This window comes from Panacibacter ginsenosidivorans (assembly GCF_007971225.1).
GTDB classification, from domain to species: Bacteria; Bacteroidota; Bacteroidia; order Chitinophagales; family Chitinophagaceae; genus Panacibacter; species Panacibacter ginsenosidivorans.
This window is the reverse complement of sequence record NZ_CP042435.1, coordinates 1,586,718-1,608,722: the sequence shown is the minus strand read 5'-3', so window position 1 is coordinate 1,608,722 and position 22,005 is coordinate 1,586,718. Positions and strand designations below refer to the sequence as shown.

Sequence of the window (22,005 nt, the reverse complement as noted above, 5' to 3'; positions counted from 1 at the left end):
ACTATAGCTCAATCTAAACAGCATAATAGCAATTCCTGCAAGCGGTTTTTAATGTATAAATTACTGGCATTCCAGAATCATTAACTGCTAAGAAAGTCCAATCTCCAATGATCGATCAATATTAGTGTTGTATAAAAATCAACCCAGACTATTTTAAATTTTTGTAGACCCAACTATTTAACTATGAAAACTTCAAAACAAACGATCATTGTTTTTGGAATTGCTTTGTTGACTTTTGCTTTTATTTCCTGGGACAGGAATAAACAATCAGGCAAAACCAGTGATCCTGCATTCTCCAGAATATTTTCAACAAATAATACAGCATTGCCATGGGTAGATGACAATGATTACGCTGCATATCTGGCAGATGATAATTATGGATTTGATGGCACTACAGATCGTAACCCACCGGCAGAAGATGTTCTTGTGCAAAAAATACCTGGCGATAATTATCACCTCTTGTTAATGGCCGTTTACTCTTTTGAAAACTACTCAGGAACATCAATTACTGTTGACAATAATGGAGAACAGCTTGTTTTAAGAGATGATGGCCAGGGATTTGATAAAGTCGCAGGCGATGGTATTTTCACTACCAAAATTTTTGCTGATGTAAATGAGTTCCGGAAAACAGCTATGTCTTTATATAGTGAGGCGAAAAAAAATGGCCCACAAGTGCAATTTTATAATAGAGCAATCGCAAATCCGCAGGATTGTAATAGAGGTACATTTGATCCACAGTCTTTTGATAAAGTTCAGGCAGTTTCTATATCAGATCTTATAGGTGGTGGAAATGAGCTGATCGATTCTGTAAGAAGGAATTGTATTTTCATTACTGATTTGGCTGTTGTAGAAGATCCCACCCGTACCTGGAATCCATGTACCCAAACTGGTAATATAGATGGCCCATGGACATTTAAGACCATCATGAAGAACCTTGCAAAATCCTCTGCAGACGTTGACCCTACAGATGCTGAGCTATCTGATTTTGTAATGAAATTTTTACACAACTGGCAGGTACAAAGAGAGATCAATGGAGATACAGTACCTCCACGCCCTCTTATAACAGATAAAGTAATTACGCCATGGTTAGAAAAAAGTGAAGCAGCAGGGGCGCCTCCTGGTCAATTGGATATGCGCTTTGCTCCTTATAAATTAACTGCAATTGTAAACAGGTTCGATATTCGTGAAAGAGCAGCTGGAATACCTGCCGGAGAAGGGCGTTATACATTTTGTTTAATAGACAGTACCTGCACAGCACCTTTACAGGCGACCATGGTGGTTGAATATGGTATTACTTCTAAAAATAATTGTGACAGCTTGCAAAGCTGGGCTCGCAGATGGTATGATCTCAAAGATCTTGTGTTAGGTAGTCCGGAGTACAATGCTGCATTGGAAGATATTACTAACCGTTATACTCTTTGGGGTTCTGCTCCGGGAAGGGATTCGAAAATTGCATTGGATGCAATCAGGACTAATGAGCTTGAGTTTGCTCCTGAAGACGGGAGTATTAAAAGATATGAATTCAGAGAATTTAATCTGATGATCGACCCCGAAAGAAAGCTTTTTCAAAAAACCGTTGGTCAGATACCGCGTGATCTGTATAACGCACAGGTTGATAATCCTGATGTTAGGGCAATGGTTAACTGGATCAATAATAATAAGAGGCCAATCATTAATGATGCGTATGTAATTCCTGACAGCATAAACGGACAGCCATTTCTTGGCGGGCATGCACAGATTCTAGGTGAACCTGTTGGGCAACCTACTGGTATCTATCACTGGGATGGGATACAAACCAAGAATAATCCAGCACGTATAAAAAATACCACCGCACGTCATGTCTTTTCAAGAAATACCTGTACAGGTTGTCATGCTGGTGAATTACAAACCTTTTTCACTCATGTTGACCCCGTATTTTTTGGTACCGAAGCTACACTATCCGGATTTCTTTCAGGAACTGCAGGGCGCGGTGGTGCTATAGATTTCGATAATAATCCAGATAACGATAGTATGATGGTAAGGGACGCTGCTGGTCGTGGCGGCAAATTAAATTCACTGCGCATGTTTAACGATATTCTGCGTAGAGCCCGCGATCTAAAAGATTTTGTATTAACGCCTCCATGTGCTACAACTACTACTACATCTGCAGCAAATGTATTTGCACTAAGAAGTAAACTTATGTTCAAACCATTAAATTCTGTTCACTAGAATATATAGATTTGGCTTTTATACAAAGGGGTTTCAAATAATTTTGAAACCCCTTTTTTATTTGAGTTGTCTGCAAATCAATCCGTCTTCCAAAATTTAATAAATAAATTTTTATACAAACCTTTGTTAGTAATCTTTACATATTATATTTGCAAATAGTTGCATAAACAACTATTTTTTATATTTTTAAATAAAATCTCTGCCATGAAGATTTTAGTTTGCATAAGCAAAACACCAGATACAACTTCGAAAATTTCTTTTAAGGATGGAAACACAAAATTCGACGAAAGTGGAGTGCAATGGATTATTAACCCTTACGATGAATGGTATGCATTTGTGAGGGCCATTGAACTTAAAGAAAAAGATACTTCTGTTGCACTGCATATTATTACAGTTGGAGGAGCAGATTGCGATCCTATAATACGAAAAGCTTTAGCGCTTGGTGGTGATGAAGCTATTCGTGTTAATGCCGAAAGCAGCGATAGTTATTATATAGCTGCTCAAATTTCGGAAGTTGCAAAGCAAGGAGCTTATGATTTGATTTTTACAGGTAAAGAAACAATTGATTACAACGGATCTTCCATAGGTGGTATGATTGCAGAGTTGCTTGATATGCCTTATGTATCACTCGCTACAAAGTTTGATATTGGTGGAAATACTGCAACAGTAAGCCGCGAAATTGAAGGTGGTGAAGAAGTTTGTGAAGTAGCGCTCCCTGTTGTAGTTAGTTGCCAGAAAGGTGTTGCGGAGCAGCGCATACCCAATATGCGTGGTATTATGTCTGCGCGTACGAAACCATTAAAGGTAGTGGAGCCTGCTGCAATTAATGCATTAACTACAGTTTCAAATTATGAATTGCCGCCGGCAAAAGCGGGTGTAAAATTAGTTGCTCCTGATAATGTAGCAGAGCTGGTTAGATTACTGCATGAAGAAGCGAAAGCAATTTAATCAGTCGAGTGCTAACTATTATAAGCAATTATTTGTGAGCCGCCAATTGTTTTTTCATGGCGTCGTTACTTGCGTCGCACACTTGTACAGATAATTCTTTAAGCATCACAAAAGCGAATAACCAATAAATTTTCAAATCTATTTTATGCCAGTTCTTATATTCATAGACCATGCAGATGGTCACATAAAAAAAGCTTCTTACGAAGCACTAACCTACGGAGCAGCAGTTGCCAAACAATTAAATGATTCTGCAGAGGGTTTATTATTGGGCTCTGTAAATGATGATCTTGCGGCACTGGGTAAATATGGTGTTTCCAAGATACACCAGGTAAGCAATGAAGCGTTGAGCCATCTTGATGCGCAGGTATATGCAAAAGTTATTGAAGAAGCTGTAGCCAGCATAGGTGCTAAGGTTATTGTGTTTTCGCACAACCAAACAGGCAAAGCGGTTGCGCCAAGGGTTGCTGCTGGTTTGAAAGCTGGTATTGTTACAGGTGCCGTAGGATTGCCAGATATATCCAGTGGATTTGTTGTAAAAAAATCTGTATTTAGCGGTAAGGCATTTGCCAATGTAAATATTACTTCAGCTATAAAAGTGATATCGCTTAACCCGAATAGTTTTAAGACAGTTGCGGGAGAAGGAACTGCTGAAATAAATCAATTGAATGTTATCGTACCTGCTTCTAAGATAAAAATTACTGCAGTAAATAAAGTAAGCGGAGAAGTGCCTTTAACAGAAGCTGAAATAGTTGTAAGCGGTGGTCGTGGATTGAAAGGCCCGGAAAACTGGGGAATGGTAGAAGAACTTGCGCATGTATTGCATGCAGCTACGGCATGCAGCAGACCTGTTGCAGATAGTCATTGGAGGCCACATCATGAACATGTGGGGCAAACCGGTGTGCAGATTGCACCTGACCTGTATATTGCATTAGGTATTTCCGGGGCTATACAACATCTTGCCGGTGTAAACAGGAGTAAAACAATTGTTGTGATCAATAAAGATCCTGAAGCACCATTTTTTAAAGCAGCTGATTATGGTATTGTAGGTGATGTGTTTGATGTAGTACCTAAACTTACAGAAGAAATAAAAAAACTAAAAGCATAACAGCGATAAATGGTTTATAAAAAAAGTGCTACTCGCAGAGTAGCACTTTTTTTATATGTAGCACTTTTTTTTGTTGCTATATATTCTACAGTAGAAAGGATTGCGACGCAAGGAACGATGCTATAATTTTCCGCCGCTGGTATCACAATTGAAAAACTAATTTGTTGCTGCGTCTGCATTCATTTTACCCCAACCATAGTTCTTAGTTTTTGCAGGATAATTGCTTGCCGTGGTTGTAAGTTTATTGATAACATCTTGTCTTGTATAACCTGGGAATCGGCTCCACACCAGCGCGGCAATGCCTGCTGCTGTGGAGGTAGCAACAGAAGAACCACCAACAGTTGTGGGTACATCTCCACTGGTTGCTGTACTGAGTGCATGCAAGCCTCCATTGGCTTTTTCCATAACGATAACGAAATCAATTTGCTTGCCTTTGTGACAATCGCTGCACGCTGTTAGTGTAGCTTTATCTTTTATACCTGTTACGGCCTCTACATTTGGTAAACTTGCCGGAAATATAACGCCAACAAACAGGGCGGTCCAGCTAAAAGAAGTACCACCTGCACAGAACATCAGTTTGCCTTTTCCATCTGCATAATTAATGGCGTCTTTTATTTGGCTGCTGCCGGTAATACGGCCCATACTCAGGCTGATGATCTTAACTGTAGCATTGTCTGCTGCCCAAATGTAAGCATCGCTAACACCTTTTACTTCATCACTCTCATCTATAAAAACATCTCTTGCAGCACGACAGGCAACAAGGTTGCTATTGTATGCTACACCACATGAATTGCCATCTGTGCCGCGTGGTGCTGTTGCCTCGCCACACATAGTTGTGCCATGACCACAGCCATCATCTGCAGATGTGGCACCGGGGAGTGTAAATATTTTTTCGATGGTTCTTCCCGCAGAAAGTCCCTGGTTAAAATCGCTGCCAAGATTTTCCTGGTCGGGGCTTACACCACTATCTATAACCATGATCTTTACACCAGAGCCGGTAGATTTTGTCCATGCATTTGATATACCATGATAACTGTAGTTCCAGGAAACTTTTGCATTGGGAGAAACAACAGTATAGTCAGATCCATTTACCAAACTGGTATTACCATCGTAACCACCGCAGCCACTGCCATCGAAGATACTTAAGTCAGTTGCTTTATTTTCTTCAGCAATGGGATCGTAACCCATTGGTTCTACATAACGCACCAAAGGCAGACTTCGCAAGGCTTGTAGCGTTTTGATGTTTTCGATCTTTACATCTATAACAGGTAGTTTTTTATCTTTCCATATTTCAAGGTCTTCGAATTTGAGTGATGGATTTTTTTCTTTCTCGGAAGTATAAATTAATTCAAGCACTTGGTTTTTTGCATTGCTCCATTGTATATCGTTTATGTTGATGGAAGAAATTTTGTTATCAATATCTGTTTCTGAAACAGGTTTATAACCTATAGAAAAAATCTTATCACTGTTTTGCGCAGCACTCCATAACATTTTATCTGTTGCATCTTTCCAGTCAAACGTACCTGTTTGCGTAAACTTGTCCATGATAACATCGTTTATCTCTTTCCTGCTCATTTTTTCTTCCTGTGGATCTGCGGATACGGTAGTAGATTGATTTTTTATTTCTTTCTGGCAGGCACTTAATACGAAAGTGGCAATAGCTGTAATTGCATAAATTTTTCTCATACGGTTATGTTTTGGATTGGAGCATTGAATTTAACAAGTATCTGCTGAAAATAAAAATAAGAATGAAGGACGATTGATAATTCACGGTTTTGAAAAAATCTTACATTGCTTTTCGTCAATTTAATTTATTAAGTATGGGCAATTTTTTACTGTATATTATTGTGACAGGTATGTAACTTTAGAAAAAAATAAAACACTAAGCTATGAAAGCAAATGTTGGTCTTTCAGAAAAGAACAGCCAGGCTATTGCAGAAAAACTAAATACAATACTGGCAGATGAATTTTTACTTTCTCTTAAAACACGCAATTATCACTGGAATGTTGAAGGAAGTAATTTTATGGAGATGCATAAATTTTATGAGGGCATCTACGATGAACTGGATGAAGTAATTGATGAAGTGGCCGAACGAATAAGATCCATTGGGCATTATTCACAGGGCAGGATGGCTGACTTTATGAAAACAACCAACCTGCAGGAACAACCTTATACCAATGACCAGGGAAAGCAATTAAAAGATCTGTTGGATGATCATGAAACCATCATTCGTTATTTGAGAAAAGATATTGACCTGATGCAGGATAAATATAAAGATGCGGGGAATGCAGATTTTCTTACCGGGCTAATGGAGAAGCATGAAAAATGGGCATGGTTTATAAGAAGCTATTTAAAATAATTTGCCACCTGAAACATAAGGCCCCCTGCTTAGCAGGGGGCCTTTCTTATAAATTAATGCTGTAAAAAAGATCGGTTTCTTTATGCCAGCCATTCTTTTCGTAGAGTGACTGTGCTGCAGCGTTTGTGATACCTGTTTGCAACATGAGCCATTTACTGTTTGTACTTCTGCCAAAATCTTTTGCAGCATCAAGTAATGCACTTGCTATACCTTTTCCTCTTGCAGATGAATCTATATAAAGATCATTCAGCAACCAGGTACGTTGCATACCCACAGATGTAAAAATTGGATACAACTGTGTAAATCCAACTGCAACATTATTGATGAATGCAATAAATATTACACTCTCGTTTTGCTGTAACCTTTCTGTAATAAATTCTGTTGCTCCTTTTATATCAGAAGGTTGCTGGTAAAACATCCTGTATGCATCAAACAGTGTTGCAATAATACTTGCATCTTCTGCGGTGGCTTTATGTATGCTAAACTCCATAAACATTACAGCAATTCTGCGTCTAAAGTTATTTCAGCATTCAGCAGTTTGCTGATGGGGCAATTTGCTTTTGCATCTGCAGAGCATTCGTCAAATTTTTCTTTGCTTATACCCGGCACTTTTGCTTTTAAAACAATATGAGAAGCTGTAATTGCACCTTGTGCAGGATCTAAATTAATAGTGGCTGTTGCTTCCAGCGAATCAGGTGTAAAACCTGCAGCTCCTAATACAAAACTCAACTTCATAGCAAAGCAGCCTGCATGTGCAGCGGCAACCAATTCTTCCGGGTTGGTACCAATGCCTTCCGCAAATCTTGAGTTGAATGAATACTGGTTATCTTTCAATACACCGCTTTGCGTAGTTACGGTGCCGTGGCCTTCTTTTCCTGAGCCGTTCCATACGGCTGTTGCGTGTCTTTTCATAATCTAAAATTTTTTTGAGGCTGTAATTTACAAACAGATACTGTTTTGAAAATTAATTTTATGCAGCCAGCTTTGGTAATACTATTCAGCGCCTGCTGTGTCACTCACTTCTACGTTCGGAATGTAGAGCACCAAAGTGAAAAGTCAAAAGTAAAAACTCTTTGCCTCCTTGTCTCTTGCCTTTCTTTCTTCAGTACAAGAGTGCGACGCAACGAAGTTCAATGCACATTCTGCTGCCGGGTACAAAAAAATTAATAACTTGTATGCTTACCATTATATAAAATTATTGCTATGCCTTTCACCATTATGCGTGACATTCTACATGCAATTACGCATCGCCAATATGATATGATTCCATCTTTTGTTGTTCCCGAAAAATTTAACTGGGTAAGAGATGTTTTTGAACCATTGCACGTAGCAGAACATCCCGAAAAAAATATGCTCGAACTGGTGCATGATGATGGAACAACAGATACAGTTACATACAAAGAAGCATTAGATAAAAGTAACCAGTTGTTGAATTTTTTGCGTAGTAATAGTGTTCAGAAGGGCGATACAATATTCGTTATGTGCGGCCTGCACACAGGTTTATGGATCTCTTACCTAAGTATTATAAAAGGCGGGTTTATTATGATACCTGTAGCAAGTATAATGAGTGTTGATGATGTTGTGTACCGCTTTCAAAGATCAACGCCGAAAGTGGTGATAACAGATAAAGATAATGTTGATAAGACAGAAGCAGCAATGTCACTGTATGAAAAAGAGATTCCGGTTAAGATATTATTGGATGATGTAAAAGAAAACTGGCACAACATAGATGCAATAAGCGCAGAAAGCAATGCAGCTGTTGCAGCGGATACTAATGCAGATGATGTTTTATTCTGGTTCTTTACATCAGGCACTACAGGATTACCCAAGGTTGTAGCGCATACACATGCAAGCTATCCATTGGGCCATTTAACAACTGCAGCATGGATAGGTTTAAAACCGGATGATAAGCATTATAATATATCGCAACCGGGCTGGGCAAAATTTGCATGGAGTTGTTTTTTTGCGCCGTTGAATATTGGTTGTACTGTATTTATTTATGCGCAACGGGGACGATTTAATCCATCGGTTCAATTAAAAATTATGGAGCAGCATAAGGTTACTACTTTGTGTTGCCCGCCAACGGTATTGCGCATGTTGATACAGGAACCATTGCAACAATATCATTTTTCTTTTTGTGAATGTGTTAGTGCTGGCGAGCCACTTAACCCGGAAGTAATAGAAGCGTGGAGAAAAGGAACGGGTATTATAATTCGTGACGGCTACGGACAAACAGAAAGCACCTGTATGATATACAATTTGCCAGACGCTGTAATAAGATTTGGGTCAATGGGTAAGCCCGGGTTTCTTTATGACACAGTTATTGCTGATGAAGATGGTAATGAAAAGCCGTTGCATGAGGAAGGACAGATTGCGGTGCGCATGAATAATTCTTTTAATGGCATTTTCAAAGCTTACATCGGTGATGAAACAAGACAGAAAGAAGTATTTAAACATGGATTATATTACACAGGCGATAAAGCATATAAAGATGAAGATGGTTATATATGGTTTGTTGGCAGAAGTGATGATGTAATAAAGTCATCTGATTATCGCATAGGACCTTTTGAAGTAGAAAGTATTTTGATAGAAATCGAAGAAGTGCTGGAGTCGGCAGTGGTTGGCAGCCCACATGCTTTAAAGGGGCAGGAGGTAAAGGCTTTTGTTGTGCTGAATAAAGAAGCAGGAAGTAGTGAGGAACTTGCGAAAAAAATATTTGATCATTGTAGGCAAAAAATGGCGCCATACAAGATGCCACGCATCATTGAGTTTGTACAGGAATTACCCAAAACTATAAGCGGTAAAATACGAAGAGTGGAATTGCGTGCCATGGAAGCACAAAGTAAAGCGCGTAATGAAAAACGTGAAAATGAATTTTACTTTGGCAAAGGGATAAAACTATAAACATGATTTCTTGTTATTTTTATTGACAGGTTATCTTTTATTCAATTCAGCATTATGCAAAAAGATCCAAATGGAATAAAAATATTTGTAAGTAACACCATCCCTGATTTAGGTATTGAACTGTTGCGAAAGGAAGGGTTTGATGTATCGGCATGGGTAGAAGATGTTTTAATAACAAGAGATAAATTGATAGCTGAAACAAAAAAGTGCAATGCGTTGTTAAGTTCGGGTGGTGCTAAAATAGACGAAGCATTTCTTAATGAATGCAGCCATCTCGATATTATTTCCAACTTCGGTGTAGGGTATGATAATATTGATATTGCAGCAGCAACACGTTTAGGCATTCCTGTTGGCAATACACCGGGTGTATTAAATGATGCGACTGCGGATATAGCTTTTGGATTAATGATAGCCGTATCAAGAAAAATGTTTTACATGTATAAAAAGATTGAGAGAGGAGAATGGACGCATTTTAGTCCTAAAGCTAATTTGGGGATAGAACTCAAAAATAAAACACTTGGTGTTTTTGGTTTAGGCAGAATTGGAATTGAAATGGCAAAACGCTGTAAAGGTGCATACAACATGAATATTATTTATTGTAACCGTAAACCAAATAAAGAAGCTGAAAAATTATTAGATGCAAAGTATGTGAGCTTTGATGAGCTGCTTGCACAAAGTGATGTGCTGTCTGTGCATAGCGCTTTTACAGAAGAAGTAAGAGATATCTTCAATAAAGATACTTTTAGTAAAATGAAACCGACATCCATCTTCATTAATACATCAAGAGGTGGTGTACATAATGAAGAAGATTTGATTGAAGCATTGAATACAAAAAAAATATGGGGTGCAGGTTTAGATGTTACTAACCCTGAACCAATGCAGAAAGATAATCCTTTACTGCAAATGGAAAATGTTGCGGTACTACCTCATATTGGTTCTGCAACTGTTGAAGCAAGAGACGGTATGTCAAGATTGGCTGCTGAAAATATTATTGGTCTTTATAAAAACGGTAAGGTGCCCAATTTGGTAAATCCGGATGTGATGAAGAAATTATAACTGCAAAGGCAGAGAGACGCAGAGAAATATTTTTTATTCGGTTTTGTTAAGTATATAACAGAAAGCACAAGTGTGCGACGCAACAAAAGTTTAATGCTTATTCAAAAGCCGGGTTCACAAAGCTTTTCCATCTTATCCTCCCCACCGGAGGAGTTAGAGGGGGCTTCACCAGCCTATTCCATAATCTTCTCCATGATTACTTGAACCGCCCCAGAAACTGCCGTGTTTCCAGTCAAAATAAATGGCGTTGATCGGTCCGCTGGTGCGATCATCGAAAGTTAATTTGTAACCCATCTTTATTAATTCTCTTCTTACATAATCCGGGGTGTTGCTGTTTATTAAAATACTTCCGGGATGTGGCTGACGGTCTTTTACCTGCTCACCGCCAAGTGATAACCATAACTGGTCTGTATTAATGTTGGCGGCTTCAACAGCTTCCTGTATCGTCATTCCAAACTCAACAACATTCAGGAAACATTGCAACAGATTTTGGTCCTGTGTATCGCCGCCCTGCACAGCAAATGCCATAAAAGGTTTTCCATCTTTCATGGCAAGTGTAGGTGTTAATGTAACACGCGGTTTTTTTCCGGGCTCAATAACATTGAATGGATCAAGCGTGCTATCCAAAACAAAACTCTGTAAACGCTGGCTCATACCAACACCTGTATGCCCTGCAATGCAGGCAGGTAGCCAACCTCCGCTGGGTGTAACAGATACGACCCAGCCATCTTTATCGGCTGCTTCTACTGAAGTTGTGCCACGCCATAAGCGATCCATGTAAGCAGAATCATTTACAAATGATGTTGCATCATGTGATGGTGTAGCACCGGGATTTGTTTTGTTATCAGTATCAACATTGAAGCCTCTCTGTTTTAAAATATTGAGATAAGGATTTGTTTTTCCTTCAAAAGGATACGGATCACCGGGACCAATATCAGGATCATTCTTATCAGGATTTATTAATGCCGCTCTTTGTTTTGCATACGCTTTATCAAGTAAACCTTTCATTGGTTCTGCGGGTGGAAAATACGGATCGCCATAATAAAAATCCCTGTCAGCAAATGCAAGGCTCATTGTTTGATACAAGGTATTAATGTAGCGCGATGAATTATAGCCCATACTCTTCAGATCAAAATTCTCCAGTATATTCAACGCTTGCAACATACTTGGCCCCTGGCTCCATTGCTGCAACTTATATACATCAATACCCTTATAATTTACATGTAGTGGTTCTTCTTCAATTGGTTTCCATTTAGCAAGATCTTCCATAGTTATCAAACCTCCCTGTTCCTGTGCGCCGCGTACAAATTCTTTTGCAATATCTCCTTTATAAAAACGCTCCATCGCTGCATAGATCGCTTCTTTTCGTGTCTTCTTTTGTTTCAATGCCTGTTGCTCTGCATCAACCATTTTGGTTAATGTTTCCAACAGGTCTTTCTGTACAAATATTTCACCTGCTTCCGGTGCTTCTCTTTCCTGCCCTTCATGTGGTAAAAAAACGGATGTACTATAAGGCCATTGTTTGATCATTTTCTTTCCCCGCTCCATACTGTTGGCTGTTTGCGCTTCTATCGGATAGCCTGCAGCCAGTTGCATGGCAGGCGCCAACACTTCCTTCAAACTCATGGTGCCATATTCTGCCAGCATGTAACACAAACCACCCGGAGTACCCGGTGTTACTGCTGCAAGTGGCCCATATTCCGGAGGAAAATTCATGCCTTTGTTTTTAAAGAAGTCAACAGTTGCACCTGATGGTGCAACACCCAGGCCATCTATCGCAATTACTTTTCCTGCTTTTGGATTATAGATCAACGCCTGTGTTTCTCCACCCCAACTCAATACATCCCACATAGTGCAGGTAGCTGCAAGCATTGCACACGCTGCATCTACAGCGTTTCCGCCTTTTTGAAAGGTCATCGCACCGGCTTCAGCAGCTAATGGTTTGCCGGTTATTGCCATCCAGTTTTTGCCGTGTAATGGTGGCTTTTGTGTTTGCTGACAGAAAGTGAAAAGTGAAAGGTGAAAAGTGAATACAAAAATTATAAAGCATTTCATGATTGGTAATTTACCATTTAAAGATAACATCAAAAAACTGCTCACAGTTCTAATATTCAACACGTTTTATATGAAATATTATGGTACCGGCAGCAAAAAAGCATAAAGCTTCCGTTGCGTCGCACACTGCAGCGTCCTGTTCAATAACCAGCTTTGGGTTGCAGATATGCTCAAGTGCTCTTGCTGTAAATATGCAACTTGTTAAACATATCCCAGTAAAATGCCGTTAATACATTTATTCGTTCGCCGTTAGGGCTAAATGGTTTAATTTACTCCTTTAGCGGTTGCTTAAGCTAAAAAAACCTTGTTAATAAGTAACAAGGGTTATAGCGCCTTTTATTTTTTCGACTAATTTTGACCCAATGGCTTCTAAAATTTTAAAAATTATGATGAACAGGAAAGTTTGGCCCGTGTTGATTATTGTTCTTTTATTCAGTGGAATTTTTTGGGCATTTACCGGGAGAGGAGATGCACAGGTTAATATAAACAGTAATGATGATAAATATGTAAAGCAGCAAAAACTGCTTACTGCTATAGGTTCAATTCTTGAAGAAAGGCATTACAGCCCTAAAGCAATTGACGATGCTTTTTCAAAAGCTGTTTTCAAGAAATACCTCGAAGATCTTGATCCTGATAAGGATCTTTTCCTGCAATCAGATATAAAAACATTAGCTAAATACCAGACTTCTATAGATGAAGAAATTTTAGGCAAAGCAACGATGGAATTTTATCCTGCCGCGGGAGAAATTTACCAGAAAAGGTTGAATGAAGTTATGGCCGTTTATAAAGATATACTTGCCAAACCTTTTGATTTTTCTGTTAATGAAACAGTACAGTTAGACGGAGACAAAATTGATTATCCTGCTGATGAAGCCGCAAGAAAGGAAGCTTGGCGCAAGCGGTTAAAGTTTATGACATTGGAACGCTTTGTAGATCTGCAGCAGCAAAGAGAAAAGGCAGATAAGAAAGATACTTCTCTCAATAAAACAGACGTGCAGTTTGAGAAAGAAGCGAGAAACCGTGTATTAACTGCCTTAGACAGAAATTATAACAGATTGAAACTGGTATTTACAGAAGATCAGCAATTCAGCACATTTGTGAATACTATTACTGACCTGATGGATCCGCATACAGAATATTTTGCTCCTGTTGAAAAGCGTGGTTTTGATGAAGAAATGAGTGGTCGTTTTTATGGAATAGGCGCACAATTAAAAGAGGATGATGGTGCTATAAAAATTGCCAGCCTTATTACAGGCAGCCCGGCGTGGAAGAGTGGTCAGGTACAGGTAAATGATGAAATAATGAAAGTGGCACAAGGAAATGAGCCACCTGTTGATGTTGCAGGTTATGCAGTTACGGATGTAGTGAAATTAATTCGTGGTACCAAGGGTACAGAAGTAAGGTTGACATTTAAAAAGAATGATGGAACATTACAGGTGGTATCTATTATCAGGGACGAAATTGTGCAGGATGAGACCTTCGCCAGAAGCTCTGTTATACAAAGTGGCGATAAAAAAATTGGCTACATATATCTCCCCGAATTTTATGCTGACTTTGACAGGCCTGATGGTAACCGTTGCTCGCAGGATGTAGCAAATGAAGTAAAAAAATTAAAAGCAGAAAATGTTGAGGGTATTATTCTTGACCTTAGGAATAACGGTGGAGGTTCTTTATATGAAGTAGTACAAATGGTAGGATTATTTATCAAAAGTGGTCCTGTAGTGCAGGTAAAAGACCGGGATGGTAAACCAATTACGCTTAGTGATAATGATCAGAGTGTTTTATATGACGGACCTTTAGCTGTAATGGTGAATGAACTTAGTGCTTCCGCCTCTGAAATATTTGCCGCAGCTATACAGGATTACAAGAGAGGTGTTATTATTGGCAGTACTTCAACCTATGGTAAAGGTACCGTACAAAAGAATCTTCCATTAGGTAAACAGGATATGACAACTGGTCAAACAGAGTTTGGTGCATTGAAACTTACCTTTGAAAAGTTTTACCGTGTTAATGGCGGTTCTACACAACTGAAAGGAGTAACACCTGATATAGTTTTGCCAGACACATACGAGTATATTAAATTTCGTGAAAAAGATAATCCATCAGCATTGGCATGGGATCAGATTCCACAGGCAGATTATAAATACAGTCTTGATATTAACTGGGCTGAAATACAAAAGAAAGCTGCTGAAAGAATAGCCACTAATGAAGCTTTTACAGGTATAAAAAAGAATACAGACTGGCTAAGCATTAATACAGAAAAACCTTATGAACTAAATATTGATGCCTACAAAAAGCAGCAAAGCATTTTAAAGACAACTGTTAAACAGGATGACACGTGGAGCAAATTAACACAGCCCATGAATATGCGTCCTGTAGAAGTAGATAAAGACAAATTTTATAACAACGCAGATAAAGCTAAGGGTGAAAGATACCAGGCATGGTTGAAGAATGTACAAAGCGATCTTTATATAAATGAAACAGTAAATATTATAAAAGATATCATGCAGGTTCAGGACAGGGTAACTGTAAAACAATAACCTTATATTACCTGATAATCGTTTTCTATAATATTTATTTTACGGAAAGTTGCTCACTGTACAAAAGATTAAGGGATTGCGACGCAACGATGATGCCATAAGGACAAAGAGCTGGTATTACTATTACTTTTTTCATAAATAAAAAATAAAAGCTTTCCATAATGGAAAGCTTTTTTGATGATTACAGTGTTACACAAGTGGGTAAAAACAACCCCAGTTTATAACACATCCAAGCACTCAAAATTTTATTCTATAGATTTTCTGCCTAAGATCAAAGACAAAAGGAATAGTACAATAAAAATGAAGAATAAAACTTTTGCAATACCTGCTGCGCTTGCAGCAATACCGGCAAATCCAAAAATACCGGCTACAATGGCTACTATCAGAAAAATAATTGTCCAGCGTAACATAGATTTATGTTTTAATGATGAATAATATATTTCAATCTTTTTCAGAAAATGTGCCAGAAAATGTTCCACACAATAATCACCGATATTTGAAAGTTTAACAATGGGGATTACTTTATACCGCATTTATACAAAATGAAAAGACTCTTGTTTATAATATTAATAATTGCATCGTTTCAGGCAACAGCACAGGAACCAAAGATCAATCCTAAAGCTGCAAAAGCTTATAACGATGCCATTGCACAATTGCAGGATGGTTTTATAAAAGATGCTATACCATTGCTTGGTAAAGCGATAGAATATGAGCCACATTTTGTAGATGCTTGGTTATCGCTTGCAGGTGTGTATGGTGAATTAAAAGATTACCAGAAAGCAGTTGACCACTATGAGAAAGCAAGAGAAATGGATACGGCCTATTTCAAATTCTACAATCTTCCCTATGCCATTGATCTTGCAGGCCTAGGAAGATTCGAAGATGCGGCGAAAGCTATTGATACATTCCTTGCAATTCCATCCCTGAATGATAAGAGTGTAAAGAGTGCTATGTACTGGAAGTCCTGTTATTCATTTGCAATTGACTATAAACAAAAACATCCTGCAACAGATTATGTTTTTACACCGGAGAATCTTGGTGATAGCATTAATTCAAACAGGCCTGAAGTTTATCCCTCTTTTACCATTGATGACAGCACTTTTGTTTTTACAAGACATGAGCTCGATGGAAGAGAAACATTCATGATGAGCCGAAGAATACAAGATGGTTTTAGTACATCTGTACCCATTAAAGGACAGCTGAATGAAGAACCATCCAAAGGCGCTATCAATATTTCGCAGGATGGTGAGTGGCTTGTATTTGCAGGAAATTTTCCTGGTAAGGGTTATGGCAATTATGATATTTTTATTTCTTACAATACGCCGCAGGGCTGGAGTGTGCCTATCAATTTAGGAGAGAACATCAATACAGATTTCTGGGAGAGTTCTCCAAGTCTTAGCCCTGATAAAAATGCATTGTACTTCAGCAGCAACAGGCCGGGCGGTTATGGTGGTAAAGATATTTATGTAAGTTATCGTTCGGCAAATGGTAAATGGTTGCCTGCGCAGAATCTTGGCCCATCCATTAACACAGCAGGGGATGAGATAGAACCATTTATTCATGCAGACAATAGCACGCTTTACTTTACCAGCAATGGGTTACCCGGTTATGGTGGTTTGGATATTTTTCTTACACGAAAAGATGCGAATGGTAAATGGCAAACACCGGAGAATCTTGGCTATCCAATAAATACCATAAGCGACCAGGAAAGTATTTTTATTTCTGCTGATGGCGCCACGGGTTATTATGCAAGTGACCGATCAGACACACGGGGTGGTCTTGATCTCTACAAGTTTAATATGCGTAATGATATAAGACCAATCAAAACATTGTATGTGCAGGGAACCGTTTATAATGCTGAAACAAAACAAACCATTCCATGTGCAGTGGAGTTAACAGATAACGCCACACAAAAACTGATCACGAAAGTACAGACAGATGAAACGGGTTTTTATTTTATAACACTGCCAGTAGGAACAGATTATACTTTCACTGTAAATAGGAAAGGCTTTCTTTTTTATAGTGATCTCTATAATCTTGGCAATAAAGATGCAGACAGTATTTATGTAAAAGATATTCCGCTGCAACCCATTGCTGTTAATGCTGTTGGCGTGTTAAAGAATATACAGTTCGAAACAAACGCTGCAACATTAGAACCCGTGAGTTTAATTGAACTGGATAAGTTGTTGCAACTGCTGACTGATAACGTAACTATCAAAGTGCAGATAAATGGGCACACAGATAATACAGGAACAGATGCCCGCAACAATCAACTTTCTTTAGACCGTGCAAAGGCAGTTGCAGACTATCTTGCCAGTAAAGGCATAGATCCTAAAAGACTTACATGGAAGGGCTTTGGCGCAAGTAAGCCCGTAGCAGAAAATACTACAGAACAAGGCAAAGCACTGAACCGAAGAACGGAGTTTGTAATTATTGGTTTGTAAAGTCATTCTTTTTAATTCAAATGAGGTCTATTGGAAATTATGTAAACCATTTCAGCATATAAATATTCCAGTCTGGCAAATCATTTTTCGTAGCATAAACAGATATGCCTATCTTCTGTAATCTTTTATTATTCCCTTCCTGATGTAATAATTATCACTCCCCATAATGTGAACTTTTTACCAATGGCTGTTAACCATTGCTATGATTGCTTATTTGTTCACATTTAAATGATAAACACCATGAAAACGGTTACTCTCTTTGCGCTATGCATGCTGCTTGCGCATGCAGTTAATGCCCAGTCTGCAAACAATCTTCCAAAACTAGGACTCACTTCTTTTGCTTCAGGTTTCGATGCTCCGATGGATATTGCCAACTGCGGCGACAGCAGGCTCTTTGTGGCGGAAAGGTTAGGTAAAATATGGATACTCGATGCCGCAGGTAACAAAATGGCGGAGCCTTTCCTGGATATAACTGATATTGTTTTTACAGTTTACCCAAATGATTATGATGAACGTGGTTTGCTTGGTTTTACTTTTCATCCCAACTACCCTGATTCACCTTATGTATATGTAAACTATACAGGACATGACAGTGATAGTCACATCTCCCGTTTTACTACAAACCCAAATAACCCAAATAAAGCCATGCGTCATAGCAAGTTTGATATTATAAAGATTACCCAGCCATCAGATCCAGAATTTGTGAACCATAAAGCCGGTTGTATAAAATTTGGTCCGGATGGTTATTTATACAGCACATTTGGCGACGGCGGAAGTGCAGGTGATCCTTTAAACAATGCACAAAACCCACGCATATTACTTGGTAAAATGATACGCATTGATGTTGATCATCCTGATGCTGTAAATGACAAACATTACAGCATACCTGCAGACAATCCTTTTGTAAATGTTCCTAAATTCAAAGATGAAATATGGGCAACAGGTTTGCGCAATCCATTCCGTTTTAGTTTCGACAGCAAGAATGGTGCTTTATGGATAGCAGATGTAGGCCAGGACAAGTGGGAAGAAATAGACCTGGTAGCCGGTGGCAGTAAAGGCGGTAAGAATTTTGGATGGAGTTGTTACGAAGCCTACCATAATTACAAGCCCGACAGTTGCGATGCCAATGGCACATCATACACATTCCCTATTGTTGAATACAAACATCCATCTGATAATTGCGCTTCTATAACCGGTGGTTTTGTTTACCGCGGCAGCAAATTCAAAAAAATGCAGGGCAAGTATTTCTATAATGATTACTGCACCGGTAAATTCAGTACCGTATTTAAATACAATGATACATGGTTAAATATATTCCTTAAAGAATCTACACAATTTGCATTTACTACCTATGGTGAAGACATCAATAAGGAGTTGTATGTGGCAGACAACCTGGATGGTATTATTTACCATCTGGTAGATTCATCTGATACAGATGCAAAGAGCCCAATAGCTGCAGGCGATGATATTGCAAAGAGCCTTATTGTAAAACTCTTTCCCAATCCTAATCACGGGCAATTCAGTGTGGAACTTAATGCAATGCAAAACGAATCATATAACATAAGTATTACCAACGTTTTTGGTAAAGAAATGATACGCGATACACGAAATGCAGTTAAAGGATATAACCGCTGGAACTTTAATGCATCGCAATTACCCAAAGGCATTTATATATTGCATGTGCAAAACGGTAAAGGAAACGTAAGTACAAAGTTTACGGTTGAGTAAATAATATTATACTCCTCTTAGTTAAGCCGGGCACACATTGCTGTACCCGGTTTTTTATTTTATTATGAGACCAGGATTCTGAGAATTGTAATACCTGCTGCAGTATTTCATGGCATCTTCGTTGCGTCGCAAGCACTTTAATTGTTGAACCAATGAGCATCATTGATTTTGGCGAAGTGTACAAAAAAATAAAATGATATGTTTACAGTAATTGCCTTTAAAGGCTGCATAGTAAATTCCTGCAGTACAGGTGTGCGACGCAACCAAAGCTCATAGCATTCCATATGCCGGGTACAAAAGCTAATCCTAACGTTAATACTTGTCTGCTTAAATAAAGAGCAACTTATTTTTCAAAGATTGATTTAATTTCATACCGTGCTTTGCATTCGGGTAATGTCAGCATTTCTGCTAAATAATTTTTTATGAAGGCTTCCAATAAAATTGCCAGAAGAAAGTTCTTACAACTTACCGGCATTTCGGGTGCAGGTCTTGCACTTGGTTATACATTCATTGCGGGCAAGGCACCTGCAATTGTGCATACAGAAGCAGGCGATAATAGCCTTGCGTCAGAAGTGAACCCTTATATTTTTATTGACGATAAGGGAAAGATCACCATCTATAATCAGCGCCCGGAAATGGGGCAGGGAACTTTTACTGCGATACCCATGATCATTGCAGAAGAACTTGAGGTGAATATGGAAAATATTACCATCATGCCTTCGCCTGCCAACAGTGAAAAGTATGGCGACCAGGCAGTATATGGCAGCCGCAGCATAATGGAAAATTATGAACTGATGCGCAAGGTGGGCGCTTCTGCAAAAGAAATGTTCATCACTGCTGCTGCAGCAAAATGGAATATTGATACAGCACAATGCTATGCAGCAGATGGGAATGTTATCAACCGCAACACTGCGGCCAGGCTGAGTTACGGAGCACTTGTTACAGATGCAAAAAAACTTTCGCCGCCATCTGATCCAAAACTAAAAGACCCAAAAGATTTTAAGATCATTGGTACACCCGTTCCAAGAAAAGATCTTGATGTTAAGATAAATGGTGCAGCCCAATTTGGTATTGATATAAAAGTGCCGGGTATGCTGTATGCATCTGTAGAACACTCTCCTGTTTTTCTTGCAAAGCTGGTGAGTTTTGATGATGCAAAAGCAAAAGCAGTACCGGGTGTAAAATATGTTTTAAAAACCCAACGTGAAGTGTTTGGAAATATTCGTGAAGGCGTAGCGGTAATAGCAGATAACTATTGGGCGGCTACACAGGGAAGAAAATTACTCGACATAAAATGGGATAATGCCGGCAATGAAAAATGGAACACGCAAAATATAAAAGAAGATTATCTCAAAGCATCTCAACAAAAAGGTGAGTCATTTGATACAAGAGGTGATGCAGCGGCAGCTATAAACAATGCTGCTATAAAAGTAGAGGTAATTTATGAAACGCCTTACCAGGCACATGCACCCATGGAGCCTATGAATGTAGTGGTAAGTGTTGAGAAAGATACATGCAGTTTCTGGGGCTCTACACAGAACCCAAATGGTATGCGTTCTTTTCTTGCAGAAAAGCTTGGTATTAAAGAAGAGAATGTTGCTATCAATTATACATTCATGGGTGGTGCATTTGGCAGAAGATCTATGACCGATGTGGTGGAAGAAGCGGCGATACTTTCCAAAAAAGTTGGAGCACCTATAAAAATTATATGGAGCCGTGAAGATGATATTACACAAGGCCCCTTCCGTGCATGCTCGCTCAATGTATGTCGCGGTGCGGTTGATAATAACGGCAACATCATTGCGCTGGAACATAAAGTAATTTGCCAGGAAATACAAAACCAAAGTGGCAATGATATGAAGCCCAGCGGTGCAACAACAGAGGCTGTAAATACTGACTATGCAATACCCAATGTAACCGTTAGTGCAGTGCTGCGTAAATTGCCGGTGCCTGTATTTTACTGGCGTTCTGTTTACAATTCCACCAACTGTTTTGCACACGAATCATTTATAGATGAATTAGCATACGCAGCAAAGAAAGACCCACTTGATCTGAGATTATCATTACTAAAAGATCATAAACAATACACGCAGGTATTACAAACCGTTGCAGAAAGATCCAACTGGTACCAGCCACGTGAAAAAGATACCGGCAAGGGTGTTGCTATCGGAGAACGATCCGGTGCTTTTGTTGCAATGGTAGTGGAAGTAAAAAATACAAATGGTAAAGTAAAGCCTGTAAAAGTTAGCGTTGCTATTGATTGCGGTACAGCAGTAAACCCCGCCATTATTACCGAACAGGTGGAAGGCTGTGTGGTAATGGGTTTGCAGGCCGCGTACCAAAGCATCACTATTCAAAATGGTAAAGCAGCAGAACAAAATTTTGATACTTATAAAATGCTGCGCATTAATGAGTGCCCCGACATTTCTGTACATATCATTAGTAGCACAGCCGCACCGCAGGGTGCAGGTGAATCAGCATTACCCAATGTAGCGCCTGCATTGTGCAATGCTATTTTTGATCTTACTAAAAAACGCATCAGGGTATTGCCGCTTAATCTGGATGAAGTGTAGAAGAATTTTTTTGGTGATAAGCTGTAGTATTTCATGGCATCGTTCCTTGCGTCGCACTCTTGTGCATTTAGTTTGGAAGTCAAC

Annotated in this window: 15 protein-coding genes; 10 read left to right on the top strand and 5 right to left on the bottom strand. The window is 39.0% G+C overall.

What is annotated here, in order from left to right:
* Window positions 1-183 precede the first annotated feature (183 nt).
* From FRZ67_RS06640 to FRZ67_RS06630, 3 genes are all read left to right on the top strand, one after another.
* A complete protein-coding gene (locus FRZ67_RS06640) occupies window positions 184-2,208 on the top strand; it encodes a choice-of-anchor X domain-containing protein (RefSeq protein WP_147188787.1) in 2,025 nt (674 codons plus the stop codon).
* A gap of 204 nt (window positions 2,209-2,412) precedes the next feature.
* Window positions 2,413-3,156 (top strand): electron transfer flavoprotein subunit beta/FixA family protein, encoded by a 744-nt coding sequence (locus FRZ67_RS06635; protein ID WP_147188786.1) that lies wholly within the window; start codon window positions 2,413-2,415, stop codon window positions 3,154-3,156.
* A gap of 145 nt (window positions 3,157-3,301) precedes the next feature.
* A complete protein-coding gene (locus tag FRZ67_RS06630; protein WP_147188785.1) occupies window positions 3,302-4,261 on the top strand; it encodes an electron transfer flavoprotein subunit alpha/FixB family protein in 960 nt (319 codons plus the stop codon).
* A gap of 156 nt (window positions 4,262-4,417) precedes the next feature.
* Here FRZ67_RS06630 and FRZ67_RS06625 read toward each other — a convergent pair whose 3' ends face one another.
* Window positions 4,418-5,947, bottom strand: coding sequence for a S8 family peptidase (locus tag FRZ67_RS06625; protein ID WP_147188784.1), 1,530 nt, complete (start codon window positions 5,945-5,947; stop codon window positions 4,418-4,420).
* A 203-nt stretch (window positions 5,948-6,150) separates the two neighbouring features.
* Here FRZ67_RS06625 and FRZ67_RS06620 point away from each other — a divergent pair, with 203 nt between their 5' ends.
* Entirely contained in the window at window positions 6,151-6,621 is a 471-nt protein-coding gene (locus FRZ67_RS06620; RefSeq protein ID WP_147188783.1) for a Dps family protein, read from the top strand.
* Window positions 6,622-6,667: 46 nt separating this feature from the next.
* Here the strand turns inward: FRZ67_RS06620 and FRZ67_RS06615 are convergent, their stop codons facing one another.
* Both FRZ67_RS06615 and FRZ67_RS06610 read right to left on the bottom strand, forming a co-directional pair.
* The gene (locus FRZ67_RS06615) at window positions 6,668-7,117 is read right to left on the bottom strand and encodes a GNAT family N-acetyltransferase (RefSeq protein WP_225975530.1); all 450 of its coding nucleotides are present in this window, start codon (window positions 7,115-7,117) and stop codon (window positions 6,668-6,670) included.
* On the bottom strand, window positions 7,117-7,533 hold the full coding sequence (locus FRZ67_RS06610) for an OsmC family protein (RefSeq protein WP_147188781.1): 417 nt from the start codon (window positions 7,531-7,533) through the stop codon (window positions 7,117-7,119). Before FRZ67_RS06610 ends, FRZ67_RS06615 begins: the two co-directional genes overlap by 1 nt.
* A 291-nt stretch (window positions 7,534-7,824) precedes the next feature.
* Here FRZ67_RS06610 and FRZ67_RS06605 point away from each other — a divergent pair, with 291 nt between their 5' ends.
* The gene (locus tag FRZ67_RS06605; RefSeq protein ID WP_147188780.1) at window positions 7,825-9,525 is read left to right on the top strand and encodes an acetate--CoA ligase; all 1,701 of its coding nucleotides are present in this window, start codon (window positions 7,825-7,827) and stop codon (window positions 9,523-9,525) included.
* 54 nt (window positions 9,526-9,579) lie between these two features.
* Window positions 9,580-10,581: a 2-hydroxyacid dehydrogenase gene (locus FRZ67_RS06600; RefSeq protein WP_147188779.1), complete on the top strand. Its 1,002-nt coding sequence runs from the start codon at window positions 9,580-9,582 to the stop codon at window positions 10,579-10,581.
* Window positions 10,582-10,746: 165 nt separating this feature from the next.
* On the opposite strand, the gene FRZ67_RS06595 is transcribed toward FRZ67_RS06600, so the two are convergent.
* Window positions 10,747-12,636, bottom strand: a complete 1,890-nt coding sequence (locus FRZ67_RS06595; protein WP_225975529.1) for a gamma-glutamyltransferase family protein — start codon at window positions 12,634-12,636, stop codon at window positions 10,747-10,749.
* Between the two features lie 362 nt (window positions 12,637-12,998).
* Between FRZ67_RS06595 and FRZ67_RS06590 the strand changes: the two genes are divergently transcribed.
* Window positions 12,999-15,176, top strand: coding sequence for a carboxy terminal-processing peptidase (locus tag FRZ67_RS06590; RefSeq protein ID WP_225975528.1), 2,178 nt, complete (start codon window positions 12,999-13,001; stop codon window positions 15,174-15,176).
* Window positions 15,177-15,421: 245 nt separating this feature from the next.
* On the opposite strand, the gene FRZ67_RS23915 is transcribed toward FRZ67_RS06590, so the two are convergent.
* Window positions 15,422-15,709, bottom strand: coding sequence for a DUF1328 domain-containing protein (locus tag FRZ67_RS23915; protein WP_374728503.1), 288 nt, complete (start codon window positions 15,707-15,709; stop codon window positions 15,422-15,424).
* Between the two features lie 9 nt (window positions 15,710-15,718).
* Here FRZ67_RS23915 and FRZ67_RS06580 point away from each other — a divergent pair, with 9 nt between their 5' ends.
* From FRZ67_RS06580 to FRZ67_RS06570, 3 genes are all read left to right on the top strand, one after another.
* Entirely contained in the window at window positions 15,719-17,620 is a 1,902-nt protein-coding gene (locus FRZ67_RS06580; protein WP_147188778.1) for an OmpA family protein, read from the top strand.
* Between the two features lie 240 nt (window positions 17,621-17,860).
* Entirely contained in the window at window positions 17,861-19,348 is a 1,488-nt protein-coding gene (locus FRZ67_RS06575) for a PQQ-dependent sugar dehydrogenase (RefSeq protein ID WP_158638323.1), read from the top strand.
* 422 nt (window positions 19,349-19,770) lie between these two features.
* The gene (locus FRZ67_RS06570; RefSeq protein ID WP_147188776.1) at window positions 19,771-21,921 is read left to right on the top strand and encodes a xanthine dehydrogenase family protein molybdopterin-binding subunit; all 2,151 of its coding nucleotides are present in this window, start codon (window positions 19,771-19,773) and stop codon (window positions 21,919-21,921) included.
* Window positions 21,922-22,005 lie beyond the last annotated feature (84 nt).

Bases quoted from the DNA above. Each gene is read 5' to 3' on its own strand.
- FRZ67_RS06640 (WP_147188787.1), top strand. From the start codon at position 184: ATGAAAACTTCAAAACAAACGATCATTGTTTTTGGAATTGCTTTGTTG.
- FRZ67_RS06635 (WP_147188786.1), top strand. From the start codon at position 2,413: ATGAAGATTTTAGTTTGCATAAGCAAAACACCAGATACAACTTCGAAA.
- FRZ67_RS06630 (WP_147188785.1), top strand. From the start codon at position 3,302: ATGCCAGTTCTTATATTCATAGACCATGCAGATGGTCACATAAAAAAA.
- FRZ67_RS06625 (WP_147188784.1), bottom strand. From the start codon at position 5,947: ATGAGAAAAATTTATGCAATTACAGCTATTGCCACTTTCGTATTAAGT.
- FRZ67_RS06620 (WP_147188783.1), top strand. From the start codon at position 6,151: ATGAAAGCAAATGTTGGTCTTTCAGAAAAGAACAGCCAGGCTATTGCA.
- FRZ67_RS06615 (WP_225975530.1), bottom strand. From the start codon at position 7,117: ATGTTTATGGAGTTTAGCATACATAAAGCCACCGCAGAAGATGCAAGT.
- FRZ67_RS06610 (WP_147188781.1), bottom strand. From the start codon at position 7,533: ATGAAAAGACACGCAACAGCCGTATGGAACGGCTCAGGAAAAGAAGGC.
- FRZ67_RS06605 (WP_147188780.1), top strand. From the start codon at position 7,825: ATGCCTTTCACCATTATGCGTGACATTCTACATGCAATTACGCATCGC.
- FRZ67_RS06600 (WP_147188779.1), top strand. From the start codon at position 9,580: ATGCAAAAAGATCCAAATGGAATAAAAATATTTGTAAGTAACACCATC.
- FRZ67_RS06595 (WP_225975529.1), bottom strand. From the start codon at position 12,636: ATGAAATGCTTTATAATTTTTGTATTCACTTTTCACCTTTCACTTTTC.
- FRZ67_RS06590 (WP_225975528.1), top strand. From the start codon at position 12,999: ATGGCTTCTAAAATTTTAAAAATTATGATGAACAGGAAAGTTTGGCCC.
- FRZ67_RS23915 (WP_374728503.1), bottom strand. From the start codon at position 15,709: ATGCGGTATAAAGTAATCCCCATTGTTAAACTTTCAAATATCGGTGAT.
- FRZ67_RS06580 (WP_147188778.1), top strand. From the start codon at position 15,719: ATGAAAAGACTCTTGTTTATAATATTAATAATTGCATCGTTTCAGGCA.
- FRZ67_RS06575 (WP_158638323.1), top strand. From the start codon at position 17,861: ATGAAAACGGTTACTCTCTTTGCGCTATGCATGCTGCTTGCGCATGCA.
- FRZ67_RS06570 (WP_147188776.1), top strand. From the start codon at position 19,771: ATGAAGGCTTCCAATAAAATTGCCAGAAGAAAGTTCTTACAACTTACC.